The sequence below is a fragment of the Luteimonas sp. RIT-PG2_3 genome, assembly GCF_054902115.1.
Genome location: NZ_JBUBPF010000017.1, coordinates 20,366 through 34,101 on the forward strand (window position 1 = coordinate 20,366; position 13,736 = coordinate 34,101).

11 protein-coding genes are annotated in these 13,736 nt (G+C 68.1%); 8 read left to right on the forward strand and 3 right to left on the reverse strand.

What is annotated here, in order from left to right; genetic code table 11:
- Positions 1-503 precede the first annotated feature (503 nt).
- The gene (gene waaA, locus ACYX7E_RS17785; RefSeq protein ID WP_462081945.1) at positions 504-1,820 is read right to left on the reverse strand and encodes a lipid IV(A) 3-deoxy-D-manno-octulosonic acid transferase; all 1,317 of its coding nucleotides are present in this window, start codon (positions 1,818-1,820) and stop codon (positions 504-506) included.
- 152 nt (positions 1,821-1,972) lie between these two features.
- Between waaA and lpxL the strand changes: the two genes are divergently transcribed.
- The 5 genes from lpxL (at position 1,973) to ACYX7E_RS17810 (ending at position 7,589) form a co-directional block, all read left to right on the forward strand.
- Complete coding sequence (gene lpxL, locus ACYX7E_RS17790) at positions 1,973-2,890, forward strand: LpxL/LpxP family Kdo(2)-lipid IV(A) lauroyl/palmitoleoyl acyltransferase (RefSeq protein WP_462081946.1); 918 nt, start codon at positions 1,973-1,975, stop codon at positions 2,888-2,890.
- Positions 2,891-3,074: 184 nt separating this feature from the next.
- A complete protein-coding gene (locus ACYX7E_RS17795) occupies positions 3,075-3,959 on the forward strand; it encodes a methylenetetrahydrofolate reductase (protein ID WP_462081947.1) in 885 nt (294 codons plus the stop codon).
- Positions 3,960-4,067: 108 nt separating this feature from the next.
- Positions 4,068-5,471: a vanillate/3-O-methylgallate O-demethylase gene (gene ligM / locus ACYX7E_RS17800; protein ID WP_462081948.1), complete on the forward strand. Its 1,404-nt coding sequence runs from the start codon at positions 4,068-4,070 to the stop codon at positions 5,469-5,471.
- Between the two features lie 232 nt (positions 5,472-5,703).
- Positions 5,704-6,555, forward strand: coding sequence for a formyltetrahydrofolate deformylase (gene purU, locus ACYX7E_RS17805; RefSeq protein WP_462081949.1), 852 nt, complete (start codon positions 5,704-5,706; stop codon positions 6,553-6,555).
- Positions 6,556-6,707: 152 nt separating this feature from the next.
- Positions 6,708-7,589, forward strand: coding sequence for a bifunctional 5,10-methylenetetrahydrofolate dehydrogenase/5,10-methenyltetrahydrofolate cyclohydrolase (locus tag ACYX7E_RS17810; RefSeq protein WP_462081950.1), 882 nt, complete (start codon positions 6,708-6,710; stop codon positions 7,587-7,589).
- Positions 7,590-7,676: 87 nt separating this feature from the next.
- On the opposite strand, the gene pobA is transcribed toward ACYX7E_RS17810, so the two are convergent.
- The gene (pobA, locus tag ACYX7E_RS17815; protein WP_462081951.1) at positions 7,677-8,855 is read right to left on the reverse strand and encodes a 4-hydroxybenzoate 3-monooxygenase; all 1,179 of its coding nucleotides are present in this window, start codon (positions 8,853-8,855) and stop codon (positions 7,677-7,679) included.
- A gap of 95 nt (positions 8,856-8,950) precedes the next feature.
- Between pobA and ACYX7E_RS17820 the strand changes: the two genes are divergently transcribed.
- On the forward strand, positions 8,951-9,796 hold the full coding sequence (locus ACYX7E_RS17820; RefSeq protein WP_462081952.1) for an IclR family transcriptional regulator domain-containing protein: 846 nt from the start codon (positions 8,951-8,953) through the stop codon (positions 9,794-9,796).
- Positions 9,797-9,892: 96 nt separating this feature from the next.
- Here ACYX7E_RS17820 and mhpT read toward each other — a convergent pair whose 3' ends face one another.
- Complete coding sequence (mhpT, locus tag ACYX7E_RS17825) at positions 9,893-11,131, reverse strand: 3-(3-hydroxy-phenyl)propionate transporter MhpT (RefSeq protein WP_462081953.1); 1,239 nt, start codon at positions 11,129-11,131, stop codon at positions 9,893-9,895.
- A 223-nt stretch (positions 11,132-11,354) separates the two neighbouring features.
- Here mhpT and ACYX7E_RS17830 point away from each other — a divergent pair, with 223 nt between their 5' ends.
- Both ACYX7E_RS17830 and ACYX7E_RS17835 read left to right on the forward strand, forming a co-directional pair.
- Complete coding sequence (locus ACYX7E_RS17830) at positions 11,355-12,194, forward strand: p-hydroxycinnamoyl CoA hydratase/lyase (protein WP_462081954.1); 840 nt, start codon at positions 11,355-11,357, stop codon at positions 12,192-12,194.
- 83 nt (positions 12,195-12,277) lie between these two features.
- A complete protein-coding gene (locus ACYX7E_RS17835) occupies positions 12,278-13,729 on the forward strand; it encodes an aldehyde dehydrogenase (RefSeq protein ID WP_462081955.1) in 1,452 nt (483 codons plus the stop codon).
- Positions 13,730-13,736: the final 7 nt, after the last annotated feature.

Here is a 13,736-nt window from a genome sequence, read left to right on the forward strand (position 1 = left end):
ATGCAGTGCGCGTCACGATCGCCGCGGCGACAGTTCCTGATTGCGTGCTCGAGCGGTCGAAGACCTCGGCCCATCCGGCACCAAGCGTCGTCCCGTCCGGGGATTGCGGAGAGCGGGCCAAGGATGGCCCGCGGCGGCGAGTCAGCCACGATGGCTGACCGAGCCGAGCAGCAATCCCGGACGGGACGACGCGATCTCCGGAGACGACAGCGTGTCTGCTTCTTGTGAGGTGGAAGACGAGAGAGGCTTCAAAAGCCGGTTCGTTGGTTCCGGATCCGCACCAGTCACGGGCTGCGGCTGCTCTTCCCTCGGTCAGGGCATCCTGCCCTGACTCGGGCGCACGCCATCCATGGCGTGCTCGACGCAGCCTCCGCGCGCGACCGCTGCCACGCGCGTCACGATCACGGTGTCGGGGACGTTCTCGACGCATGACGCCTTCCGCCCGGCCACACGGACACGCCCATGGGAGAAGAACCTGTTTTGGGAGCACGGTTGGTTTGAGGCTACGCCCGGCGCTGCGGCAGGCGCGGACCAATGACATCCAGCGTGCGCTGCAGCGCGCCGCGCCCGGCGTCGACCAGCGCCATGCCGGCCTCACCCATGCGCCGGCGGGCATCGGGGTCTTCCAGGAGTTCGCGCACGGCCTCGCAGACGGCATCGGCATCGGCGGCGATCCGCAGCGCACCGGCCTCGCGCATCTGGCGGGCGATATCGGTGAAGTTGTGCAGGTGCGGCCCGGTCACGACGGGCACCGACACCGCCGCCGGCTCGAGCAGGTTGTGCCCGCCGATCGGCTGCAGGCTGCCGCCGACGAAGGCGACATCGGCGCAGGCGTAGAAGCTGCCCAGCTCGCCCAGCGTGTCGATGACGAACACGCAGTCGTCCTTGTCGGGCCAGTGCGTCAGTTTCCGCGTGGCGACGCGCCAGCCCTCGCTGGCGGCCTGCTCCATGGCCGGACGGAAGCGCTCGGGATGGCGCGGCGCCCATAGCAGCAGCAGTCCGGGGAAACGCTCGCGCAGGCGCCGATGCATCAGCAGGACGGCGGCCTCCTCGTCCGGATGCGTGCTGGCCGCGATCCAGACCGGGCGCAGGCCGATGCGCGTGCGGAACTCGCGCACCAGGCTCGCGATACCGTCGCGGTCGACGGCGATGTCGTACTTCAGGTTGCCAGTGGTCACCACCGCACCGGCGTCGGCGCCGAGCTGCAGGAAACGCCCGGCATCGGCCGGTGCCTGCGCCGCGATCCGGCTCAGCGTACGCAGCGCGCGCGACACCAGCGGCCGCAGCACCTTGTAGCTGCGCAGCGAGCGTTCCGACAGCCGCGCATTGACGATGCAGGTCGGGATGCCGGCATCGCGACAGCAGAACAGCAGGTTGGGCCACAGTTCGGTCTCGACGATCAGTCCGACCTTGGGCCGGAACTGCGCGAGAAAGCGGCGCACCGCGCCGGACAGGTCGTAGGGCAGGTAGACATGCTCGACCCGGTCGGCCCACAGCGCGTTGACGCGATCCGAGCCGGTCGGCGTGATCGTGGTGATCAGCAGGCGGGTTTCCGGGCGCGCCGCCAGCAGTGCATTGACCAGCGGCGCAGCGGCGTTGACCTCGCCGACCGAGACCGCATGCAACCAGATCGGGGTCTCGACGGCGCCCGCGTCGTGATTGCTGCGCGAGTAGCGCGCGTAGCGCTCGTTCCAGCGCTCGAAATAGGCCTGCTGGCGGAAGCCACGCCAGATCAGGTGATACACCGTGACCGGCGCGAGCACATAGAGCACGGCCGAGTACAGGCCTCGCAGGAGTCGTTCGGTCAGGTCGGCGGGCATCGACACAGGATACCCAAGCAGGCAAACCCGCGCGCAGGCCTTTCTGCGCTGGCGCCGCCGGTCCCGGCTGCCAGCGGCGCGACGGGCGATGCCCTGCGATGGCGGGCGCCTGCGCGGTCGGAACCCGTGGCATCAACGGATAGAATCGACGGATGTCATCCACACACGAGATCGGGCCGCCGCCGCTGGGCCCCAAGCATTGGCCGACCTGGATCGGCATCGGCCTGATGGCGCTCGCGGCCCGGCTGCCGTGGTCGTGGCAACGCGCCCTGGGCGCCGCGCTCGGCAGGCTGCTGCAAGCGACGCTACGCGGACGCCGCGACATCGCCGCACGCAACCTCGCGCTGTGCTTCCCGGAGCGCGACGAGGTCGCGCGCGCGACCCTGCTGCGCGAGCACTTCACGTCGCTGGGGATCGGCATCTTCGAATTCGGGCGCGCCTGGTGGGGCTCGGTGGCGCCGTTGCGCAAGGGGCTGGTGATCGAAGGCCTCGAACACATCGAGGCCGCACGCGCCGACGGACGCGGCGTCATCGTGGTCTCCGGGCACTTCAGCACGCTCGAAGTCTGCGGCCGCCTGATGTGCGACTTCATCCCGCTGGCCGGCATGTACCGCCCGCATGCGCAGCCGGCGATGGAATGGGCCGTGCGCCGCGGGCGTGCGCGCTATGCCGCCGCCATGTTCCCGAAGCAGGACGTGCGCGGCGCGGTCCGCCACCTCAAGCGCGGCGGCCTGCTCTGGTACGCACCCGACCAGGATCCGAGCCGTGGCGACGCGGTCTTCGTGCCGTTCTTCGGCCTTCCCGCGCACAGCCTCAATTCGACCCACCAGCTGGCGCGGATGTCCGGCGCCGCGGTGGTGCTGTACCAGCATCGCCGGCGCCCCGATGGCGGCTACACGCTGACCCTGTGGCGCGCACTGCAGGACTTCCCCGGGCAGGACGCCACGGCCGATACCGCGCGTGTCATCGCCGGCATCGAGACCATGGTCCGCGCCGCGCCCGAGCAGTACCTGTGGATCCACCGCAGGTTCAAGCGCCAGCCGGAAGGGCAGCCCGCGCTGTACTCCTAAGGACAAACGGGCTGTCGACTGTATACACGAAAGGTCGGTCGCGCCCCTAATTGTTAATTTTTAGATAATCAAATCCCCTGATCCGCACATATTTTGGCGAATTCAGTGGTTGTTCTGCACTGCAGCATGACACGGCCCGATTTGATGTATACCTTCTGTATACATCACAGATCGACCCATCCTCATGCCCCCTGCTCTCGCCACTACGCCTCCCGTCATCGGCACCGCCCTGGCCTCGCTGCTGGGCACCTACTCGTTCGAGATGACCGCCAAGGACATCCCGGACCTGGAGCGCGCCGCGCACTGCATCCCCAAGGGCACGCGGATCTCGGTGACCTTCCTGCCGGGCGAGGACGCCAAGGCGCGACTGACCGCGGCCATGGCCGTGCGCCGGCTCGGCTTCGTGCCGGTCCCGCATATCTCCGCGCGACGCCTGGGCTCGACGGCGGAACTGGAGAGCTTCCTCGAGTCGCTGGCCGAGCTGGCCTATGCCGACCACGCCTTCGTCATCGCCGGCGACCTGCCGCAGGCCGCTGGCCCCTATGCCGATGCGCTGGCGATCATCCGCTCCGGCCTGCTGGAGAAGTACGGCTTCAAGCACGTCGGCATCTCCGGCTATCCCGAAGGCCATCCCGGCATCGCCGACGAGGCGCTGTGGCGCGCGATGCTCGACAAGCGCGACGAGCTCGCCGCACGCGGCCTCGATGCTTCGATCATGACCCAGTTCGGGTTCGATGCAGAACGCATCCTGGTCTGGCTGCAGCAGCTGCGCGAGCGCGATGTGACGTTGCCGGCCTGGGTCGGCGTGTCCGGCCCGGCCAGCGTCAGGACCCTGCTCAAGTACGCGGCGCGCTGCGGCGTTGGCGCGTCGGCCAAGGTCATGTCCAAGTACGGCCTGTCGCTGACCAAGCTGCTCAACACCGCCGGCCCTGACCCGCTGATCCTGGAACTGGCGCAGGGACTCGACACCGCCGACCTCGGCAAGGTCCACCTGCATTTCTACGCCTTCGGCGGCTTCACCAAAACCATCGACTGGGTCACCCGCTTCAAGCAGGAACACGGGATCTGAGCCAGCGCTGCCCGCCCCTTGCGTCGTAAGGCCGCATGCATCCCACGCACGCCCGATGACGCAGACACCGACACCACCCCCGACGAACACACAGACAGAGAGACACCCATGAGCTGGAAAAACCTCGAACAAGCGATCCAGGCCGCTGGCAATCCCGTGGAGATGCTGCGCAACTCGCAGATCGGCGCCTACGTGTATCCGGTGGTCGCGCCCGAATTCACCAACTGGCGTTCCGAGCAGTGGGCCTGGCAGCACAGCGCGGTGCTGTTCGACCAGTCGCACCACATGGTGGACCTGTTCATCCGCGGCAAGGATGCGCTGAAGCTGATCAGCGATACCGCGATCAACTCGACCAAGAACTTCAAGGTCAACCAGGCCAAGCAGTACGTGCCGGTCACCCCGTACGGCCACGTCATCGGCGACGGCATCCTGTTCTACCTGGCCGAGGAAGAATTCGTCTATGTCGGTCGCGCGCCGGCCGCCAACTGGCTGATGTACCAGGCCGAGACCGGCGGTTACGACGTCACCATCGAGAAGGACGACCGCTCGCCGTCGCGCCCGATGGGCAAGCCGGTCAAGCGCGTGTTCTGGCGCTTCCAGATCCAGGGTCCGAATGCCTGGGCGATCATCGAGAAGCTGCACGGCGGTCCGCTGGAGAAGCTGAAGTTCTTCCACATGAGCGAGATGAACATCGCCGGCCGCAAGGTGCGCACGCTGCGCCACGGCATGTCCGGCGCGCCGGGCCTGGAACTGTGGGGCCCGTACGAAGAGCGCGAAGAGATCCGCGCCGCCATCGTCGAAGCCGGCAAGGAGTTCGGACTGGTCCAGTGCGGCAGCCGCGCCTATCCGTCCAACACGCTCGAATCGGGCTGGATCCCGTCGCCGCTGCCGGGTATCTACACCGGCGACAAGCTCAAGGCCTACCGCGAATGGCTGGGCGCCGACAGCTACGAGGCCACCGGCGCGATCGGCGGCAGCCTGGTGTCGGACAACATCGAGGATTACTACGTCAACCCGTACGAGATCGGCTACGGCCCGTTCGTGAAGTTCGACCATGACTTCATCGGCCGCGAGGCGCTCGAAGCCCTCGACAAGACCCACCAGCGCGCCAAGGTCACGCTGGCCTGGAACGCCGAGGACATGGCGAAGATCTTCGCTTCGCTGTTCGACCCCGATGGCGAGCAGTACAAGTTCTTCGACCTGCCGCTGGCCAACTACGCCTCGACCAATGCCGATCGCGTCATCGACGGCAATGGCCGCACCGTGGGCATGTCGATGTTCACCGGCTACAGCTACAACGAGAAGACCGCGCTGTCGCTGGCGACGATCGACCACGAGATCCCGCTCGGCACCGAGCTGCGCGTGGTCTGGGGCGAAGAGAACGGCGGCACCAGGAAGACCACAGTCGAGCCACACAAGCAGCTCGAAGTCCGCGTGGTCGTCAGCCCGGTGCCGTACTCGCGCACCGCGCGCGAAGAGTACGAAGGCAGCTGGCGCACCTCGCGCGACTGATCGCGCGACTGGCCGACGCTGACGGTCCGGCGCAACCGGCCCGCTCCAGCGCCGCGCCAGCACGGGAAGCCACCGCCCGGTGGCTTCCTGCGGCATCGCAATGGCAAGGGCTGCCGCGCCAGCGTGCAGCCGATTTCCCGCCGCCGCGGCATGCGCGCGGCCCGTGTCGCCCTGTCCGCCGCTTGCGGACAGGCGGCCCTCCACGAACCCAAGATCCCAGGAACCTCCCGCCGTGAGCAATGCGCAGATCCTGACGCTTTCCTGCAAGGACAAACCCGGCCTGGTCGCGGCCGTCGCCACCTTGTTGTTCGACAACGGCGGCAACATCCTCGAAGCGCAGCAGTTCGACGACCTCAAGACCAGGACCTTCTTCATGCGCGTGGTCTTCGACGTCTCGCCCGATGGCGATGTCGAGAAGATCCGCGCACATTTCGCCGCGACCGTCGCCTCCCCCGGCATGCGCTGGCAGCTGCGCGCGCGCGACCATCGCAAGAAGGTGCTGCTGATGGTGTCGCGCTTCGACCATTGCCTCGGCGACCTGCTGTACCGCCTGCGCATCGGCGAACTGAACATGGACGTGGTCGGCATCGTCTCCAACCATCCGCGCGAAGCCCTGAACATCTCGCTGATCGGCGACATCCCGTTCCACCACCTGCCGATCGACAAGGACAGCAAGCCCGAACAGGAAGCCCGCATCAAGCAGCTGATCGAGGACACCGGCACCGAGCTGGTCGTGCTGGCGCGCTACATGCAGATCCTGTCCGATGATTTCTCGCGCTACCTGTCCGGGCGCTGCATCAACATCCACCACAGCTTCCTGCCCGGCTTCAAGGGTGCCAAGCCCTATCACCAGGCCTACGCGCGCGGCGTCAAGATGATCGGCGCGACCGCGCACTACGTGACTTCCGACCTCGATGAAGGCCCGATCATCGTGCAGGACGTCGAGACCATCACCCACGCCGACAATGCCGACGACCTGGTCCGCAAGGGCCGCGACATCGAGCGCCGCGTGCTTGCGCGCGCGGTGCACTACCACCTCGACGACCGGGTCCTGCTCAACGGCAGCAGGACCGTGGTCTTCTGAGAACCCGTCCACGCGCGTACCGCGCCTGGCAGCGGGCGCGCGCACGACCGCGACGCCCACGCATCCATACATGACGCGCGCGTTTCGCACGTCACCACACTCTCCCTGTCAGCCTTCGCGACAGGTCTTGAACAGGTTCCGAGTCGACCCCCATGGCACAGCTCATCGACGGCAAGGCCATCGCGGCGCGACTGGTCAACGACATCGCGACCGACGTCCGCGCGCTGCAGGACCGCCACGGTCGGGCGCCCGGACTGGCGGTCGTACTGGTCGGCCACGATCCCGCGAGCCAGGTCTACGTCAACCGCAAGATCGCGCAATGCCGCAAGGCCGGCATCCGCTCGATCGAGCATCGCCTGTCGGACGACACCGCGCAGCACACGCTGCTGGCGCTGATCGCCGCGCTCAATGCCGATGCCGACGTGCACGGCATCCTGGTGCAATTGCCATTGCCGGCGCAGATCGATGCCGGCAGCGTGCTCGGCGCAATCTCGCCGGCCAAGGATGTCGACGGCTTCCATCCGGTCAATGTCGGCCGACTGTCGACCGGCGCCGGCGGCGGGCTGACGCCATGCACGCCGTTGGGCTGCATCAAGCTGCTCGACACCGTGGTCGCGGACTATCGCGGCCTCAAGGCGGTGGTCATCGGCAAGTCGAACATCGTCGGCAAGCCGGTCGCGCTGCTGCTGCTCGAACGCGAATGCACGGTGACGGTCACCCACCTGCTGACGCGCAACCTGCCCGACATCGTGCGCGGCGCCGACATCGTCGTGGTCGCCGCCGGCAGTCCCGGCCTGGTCCGTGGCGACTGGGTCAAGCCCGGCGCGATCGTCATCGATGTCGGCATCAACCGCATCACCGACGCCGACGGCAAGCCGCGACTGGTCGGCGACTGCGCGACCGCCGAACTCGACCATGCCGCGGCGGTCACGCCGGTGCCCGGCGGCGTCGGCCCGATGACGATCGCCTGCCTGCTGGCCAACACGGTGCAGGCGGCACGCCAACTGCTGGGCGACGAGGCGCGCGCACGCTGACGCCGCGACGCCGCCGGGGTCGCGCCGGGCGTCCGCACAATTCCGACAGCGCTTGGAACCTGCCCGCGACGGATCGTGGCCAGGCGCTCAGAAGTCGAGCGGCAGCCCGACGTAGTTCTCCGCGAACGTGCGCTGCCCTGCCTCGCTCCTGACCAGGTAGTCGAGCTCGGCCTGCTGGAAACGCTGCTCGATCGCGGCATCGTCGGGGAAGCGGTGCATCAGCCGCGTCAGCCACCACGAGAAGCGCTCGGCCTTCCAGATCCTGGCCAGGCAGCGTTGCGAGTAGGTGTCGATGCCGGACTCGCTGCGCGCGTTGTAGAACGTGTCGAAGGCGCTGGACAGGTACTTCACGTCGGCCGCCGCGAGGTTCAGTCCCTTCGCGCCGGTCGGCGGCACGATGTGCGCGGCATCGCCGGCCAGGAACAGCCGGCCGAAACGCAGCGGCTCGGCGACGAAGCTGCGCAACGGCGCGATGCTCTTCTCCAGCGACGGGCCGGTCACCAGCGCACCGTTGGCCTCGCCATCCAGGCGCTGCCGCAGCTCCTGCCAGAAGCGCTCGTCCGACCAGGCCTCGACGCGGTCGGTCAGCGGCACCTGCAGGTAGTAGCGGCTGCGCGTGGCGCTGCGCTGCGAGCACAGCGCAAAGCCGCGCGGACTGTTGACGTAGATCAGCTCGCCCGACACCGGCGGCGTGTCCGACAACATGCCCAGCCAGCCGAACGGATAGATCTTCTCGTAGGTGGTGACCGCGTCCACCGGCACGCTGGCGCGGCTGACGCCATGGAAACCGTCGCAGCCGGCGATGAAGTCGCAGGCGATCTCGTGGCGCTTGCCGTCTTGGACATAGCTGACGCGCGGCGCACGCGTGTCGAAATCGTGCAGAACGACATCGGACGCGGAATAGACCGAGGCCTGCCCGCTGGCCTCGCGCGCATCCATCAGGTCGCGGGTCAGCTCGGTCTGGCCGTAGACCGTGACCGTACGGCCATCGCTCTGTCGCGCCAGGTCGATGCGGTGGCGCTGGCCGCCGAACAGCAGCGCGACCCCACCATGCACCAGCCCCTCCTCGCGCATGCGCGCGCCGATGCCGACCTCGTCCATCAGCTCTACGGTCACCTGCTCAAGCACGCCGGCGCGGATCCGCCCACGCACGTAATCGGGGGTCTGCCGTTCCAGGATCACATTGTCGATCCCGGCCTTGTGCAGCAACTGTCCCAGCAGCAGGCCCGATGGCCCCGCGCCGACGATGACGACCCTGGTACGCATGCGTCACACCTTCCATCCAACGTTCCCGACACGCTAGGCGCCGGGGGGCGCGCGGGCATCCACCCGCGCACGAATCTGTGCGATTATCGAACCCGATGCGCGTTAATCGCACAACTGCTGCCCCCGCTTCCGGCGCCGAACGCGCCGGCAACGGCATCGCACGCGCGGATTTCATCGAAGGGATGGCCAAGGGCATGGCCGTGCTCGAGAGTTTCGACACCCATCGCCAGCGCCTGAATTCGACGCAGGCCGCCGAACGCGCGGGCCTGACCCGCGCCTCCGCGCGCCGGCACCTGCTGACGCTGGTGCATCTGGGTTTCCTGGAAACGGACGGGCACTGGTACTGGCTGACGCCGAAGGTTCTGCGACTGTCCGGAAGCTACCTGGCGTCGGCACGCCTGCCGCGTCTCGCGCAGCCGTTGCTCGATCGCCTGGCCACTCAGACCGGCTGCTCATGCTCGGTGGTCGTCAGCGATGGCGACGATGTCGTGGTCATCGCGCGCAGCGCGCCGCCCCAGGTCAGCCAGCGGACCATGGTGCACGGCATGTACCTCGGGGCCAGGATGCCGCTGCACGCGACCTCCACCGGCAAGCTGGTGCTGGCAAGCTGGGAGCGCGACGCCGTCGATGCCTGGCTGGCACGACACGATGCCAGCGGCACGTCGCGGCCGCTGGCGCGGCTGACGCCGCATACGCAGACCGATCCGCGCAAGCTGCGTGCCGAGATCGCGCGCATCCGCAAGGCCGGCCACTGCCTGTCCAGCGAGCAGCACGAGCTGGGCGTGCATGCGCTCGCGGTGCCGTTGGACGACGCCCACGGCCGCATGCACGCGGCACTGAACGCGATCGCCCCGCTGCGGCTGCACACGCCGCAGCAGCGCCTGCGCGACGTACTGTCCTTGCTCCAGGAAGCCTCGCGCGAGCTTCGCCCGCTGCTCTAGCGGGCACATGTCGGCAGCTTGCCCTGCTCAAAGCAGCCCTGCTGACGCCGCCCCGCTCACCCGGTCGCAATCACCCGCCCGTCCTGCAAGGCGACATCATTCGTCTCGGGCGACGGTGTACTTCATCAGCACCAGCGTGACCACGCCGGCCACCAGGATGATCGGCGCCAGCGTCAGGATGACCTGGGTGCCGCTCTGCCCGGAACCGAGCAGCACCGCGGCCAGGATCGGCCCTGCCGCCGAGCCCAGGCGACCGACCGACACTGCGCTGCCGACGCCGGTGCCGCGCACGCGTGCCGGGTACGCGCTCGGTGCCATCGCGTAGAGGATGGTCTGGGTGCCGGAGACGGTCGCACCGACCGCAGCGCCGACCAGCAGCAGCAGGGCGAACACCGTGGGCACGCTCGACAGCGCCGCCAGGGCGACGACGGTCGCCGAGAAGGTGGCGATGATCGTCAGCCCGCGCCGCGAACCGTCCATCAGCTTGCCGACCGCGATGCTGGCGATGACGCCGCCCACATTGAAGGCCATCTGCACCCAGGAGGCATCGCCGCGCGCGAGTCCGCGTTCGATCAGCAACGACGGCAACCAGTTCAGCAGCAGGTACATCGTCAGCAGCGCCAGGAAGAAGCCGACCCACAGCAGCAGCGTTGGCGCCAGCCGCCCTTCCGAGAACAGCGCCGTCGCGAAGCCCTGTCGCGCGGTCGCGGTGTCGCTGCGCTGCACGCGCTCGATCGCGCGCGACTCCGGCAGGAACAGCATCAACGGGATCGTCAGAGCCAGCGGCGCGAGGCCGCCGACATAGAACACCGCCGTCCAGCTTTCCGGATGCGCGCCGGCCAGGCTGGTCAACGCCGCCAGCGCACCGCCTGCCGGCAGTCCCGCATACAACATGCCCACGACCAGGTTGCGATGGCGCGCGGGCGTGTTCTCGGCCACCAGCGCGATCAGGTTCGGCAATGCACCGCCAAGGCCGACGCCGGTCAGGAAGCGCGTGATCAGCAGATGATCGACCGTGGTCGACAGTGCGGTCAGCACCGACAGCAGTCCGAACACCGCGACCGATGCGATCAGCACGCGCTTGCGTCCGAAGCGGTCCGACAGGCGACCGCCAAACACCGCGCCGAGCATCAGCCCGAACGTGCTGGCGCTGAAGAACCAGCCCAACTGCGCTGGATCCAGCCCGAACACCGGGATCAGCTTGGGCGCGGCGACACCGGCCGCCTGCAGGTCGAACCCTTCGAACACCGCCACCAGGCAGCACATCGCGACGGTCAGCCAGCTGCGTCGCTGCTGTCCGTCCGCTGTCGTGCCCATCGCAGATTGAATCGCCATTCGCTCCTCCCGTTCGCGCCGCCGACGCTGAATGCGCGGGCCATTGTGTGAGTGCGTCGCGGCCGTTCGCAACGCATGTTTTCGAGTCCGTGAATTGCTGCAATGCAGCACTTTTCCCGGGAAATCACGGCCTCCGGACTATCCCACGAAAATTAATTATTGACTATAATTGTTTTTGAGTGAACATAACCTCGATCCCCCTCAGACAGGAAGTACGAACGACATGGCCGACTACAAGGACCGCTGGACCACGGTGGACGTCGCGATCGATGACGGCGTCGCCTGGGTCACGTTGAACCGCCCGGAAAAGCGCAACGCGATGAGCCCGACGCTGAACCGCGAAATGATCGATGTGCTGGAAACGCTGGAACTCGACGCCGACGCCGAAGTCGTCGTGCTGACCGGCGCCGGCGAGTCCTGGTCCGCGGGCATGGACCTGAAGGAATACTTCCGCGAGATCGATGGCCAGCCCGAGATCGCGCAGGAACGCATCCGCCGCGACTGTTCGCAATGGCAATGGAAGCTGCTGCGCTTCTACAGCAAGCCGACCATCGCCGCGGTCAACGGCTGGTGCTTCGGCGGCGCGTTCTCGCCGCTGGTCGCCTGCGACCTCGCCATCGCCGCCGACGAGGCCGTGTTCGGCCTGTCCGAGATCAACTGGGGCATCCCGCCGGGCAACCTGGTCAGCAAGGCGCTCGCCGACACCGTCGGCCATCGCGAAGCGCTGCTGTACGTGATGACCGGCCGCACCTTCGACGGCCCGAAGGCCGCGCAGATGGGCCTGGTCAATGCCAGCGTGCCGCGTGCCCGCCTGCGCGAGGAAGTCACACTGCTGGCCCAGGAGCTGCGCCAGAAGAATCCCGTGGTGCTGCGTTACGCCAAGCAGGGCTTCAAGCGCTGCCGCGAACTGACCTGGGAGCAGAACGAAGACTACCTGTACGCCAAGGTCGACCAGTCCAACCATCGCGATCCGGAGAAGGGTCGCCAGCAGGGCCTGAAGCAATTCCTCGACGACAAGACCATCAAGCCCGGCCTGCAGACCTACAAGCGGCAGGCCGGCTGACATCCCTTTCGCGAACCGTGCGCGACGCCGGCACGTCCAACGGACGCTGCCGCATCGCACGCACCAGCCAGTGGAGACCCACCATGCTTGAACTCCAGCTCCTGATCGGCGGCCAGGACCGCCATGCCTCCGGTGCGCGCACGTTCGACCGCATCGATCCGGTGACCGGCGCGGTCGCCACGCGCAGCGCCGCCGCCAGCATCGACGATGCCAACGCCGCCGCCGATGCCGCCGCCGCAGCGTTCCCGGCATGGGCGGCGCTGTCGCCGGCCGAACGCCGCAAGCGCCTGAACAAAGCGGCCGACCTGCTCGAAGCGAAGACCCCGGAGTTCATCCGCATCGGCGTCGCCGAGACCGGCGCCGTGCCCGGCTGGTACGGCTTCAACGTCGCGCTGGCCGCGAACATCCTGCGCGAAGCCGCGGCGCTGACGACCCAGGTCGCTGGAGAGGTCATCCCGTCCAACGTGCCCGACTGCCTGGCCCTGGCCGTGCGTCAGCCAGCCGGCGTGGTGCTCGGCATCGCACCGTGGAATGCGCCGGTGATCCTGGGCGTGCGCGCGATCGCGATGCCGCTGGCCTGCGGCAACACCGTGGTGCTGAAGGCCTCGGAACTGTGCCCCGGCGTGCACCGACTGATCGGCAGCGCGCTGCAGGACGCCGGGCTCGGCGACGGCGTGGTCAACGTGATCACCAATGCGCCCGAAGACGCGGCCGCGATCGTCGAGGCGTTGATCGCGCACCCCAAGGTCCGCCGCGTCAACTTCACCGGCTCCACGCGCGTCGGCCGCATCATCGGCCGGCTGTCGGGCGAGCACCTGAAGCCCGCGGTGCTCGAGCTCGGCGGCAAGGCGCCGTTCGTCGTGCTCGATGACGCCGACCTCGATGCCGCGGTCGATGCGGCCGGCTTCGGCGCGTTCATGAACCAGGGCCAGATTTGCATGTCGACCGAGCGCCTGGTCGTCGACGACGCCATCGCCGAGGATTTCGTGGCACGGCTTGCACGCAAGGCGACGTCGCTGGTGGCCGGCAATCCGCATGCGGAGGGCACGGTGCTCGGCGCGCTGGTCAGCGTCGACGCGGTGCAGCGCTGCCGCGAGCTTGTCGACGACGCGGTGTCCAAGGGAGCGCGGGTGGCCGCAGGCGGCCGCTACGACGGCGCGATCATGCAGCCGACGGTGCTCGACGGCGTGACGCCGGAGATGCGCATCTATGCCGAGGAGTCGTTCGGCGCGGTGGTCAGCGTCGTCCGCGCCCGTGGCGAGGAGGATGCGGTCCGGATCGCCAACGACACCGAGTACGGGCTGTCGTCGGCCGTGTTCAGCCGCGATGTCTCGCGCGCCTGGCGCGTCGCCGCACGCCTGGAAACCGGCATTTGCCATATCAACGGCCCGACCGTGCACGACGAGGCGCAGATGCCGTTCGGCGGCACCAAGGCCAGCGGCTACGGCCGCTTTGGTGGCAAGGCCGGCATCCACGAGTTCACCGAGCTGCGCTGGATCACCGTCCAGAACGGGCCACGCCACTACCCGATCTGAGCGCAGG

Excerpts from the sequence above, each read along its gene's own strand:
- lpxL (WP_462081946.1), top strand. The coding sequence starts at position 1,973 with ATGTCATCCACACACGAGATCGGGCCGCCGCCGCTGGGCCCCAAGCAT.
- pobA (WP_462081951.1), bottom strand. The coding sequence starts at position 8,855 with ATGCGTACCAGGGTCGTCATCGTCGGCGCGGGGCCATCGGGCCTGCTG.
- ACYX7E_RS17830 (WP_462081954.1), top strand. The coding sequence starts at position 11,355 with ATGGCCGACTACAAGGACCGCTGGACCACGGTGGACGTCGCGATCGAT.
- mhpT (WP_462081953.1), bottom strand. The coding sequence starts at position 11,131 with ATGGCGATTCAATCTGCGATGGGCACGACAGCGGACGGACAGCAGCGA.
- ligM (WP_462081948.1), top strand. The coding sequence starts at position 4,068 with ATGAGCTGGAAAAACCTCGAACAAGCGATCCAGGCCGCTGGCAATCCC.
- ACYX7E_RS17795 (WP_462081947.1), top strand. The coding sequence starts at position 3,075 with ATGCCCCCTGCTCTCGCCACTACGCCTCCCGTCATCGGCACCGCCCTG.
- waaA (WP_462081945.1), bottom strand. The coding sequence starts at position 1,820 with ATGCCCGCCGACCTGACCGAACGACTCCTGCGAGGCCTGTACTCGGCC.
- ACYX7E_RS17810 (WP_462081950.1), top strand. The coding sequence starts at position 6,708 with ATGGCACAGCTCATCGACGGCAAGGCCATCGCGGCGCGACTGGTCAAC.
- ACYX7E_RS17835 (WP_462081955.1), top strand. The coding sequence starts at position 12,278 with ATGCTTGAACTCCAGCTCCTGATCGGCGGCCAGGACCGCCATGCCTCC.
- ACYX7E_RS17820 (WP_462081952.1), top strand. The coding sequence starts at position 8,951 with ATGCGCGTTAATCGCACAACTGCTGCCCCCGCTTCCGGCGCCGAACGC.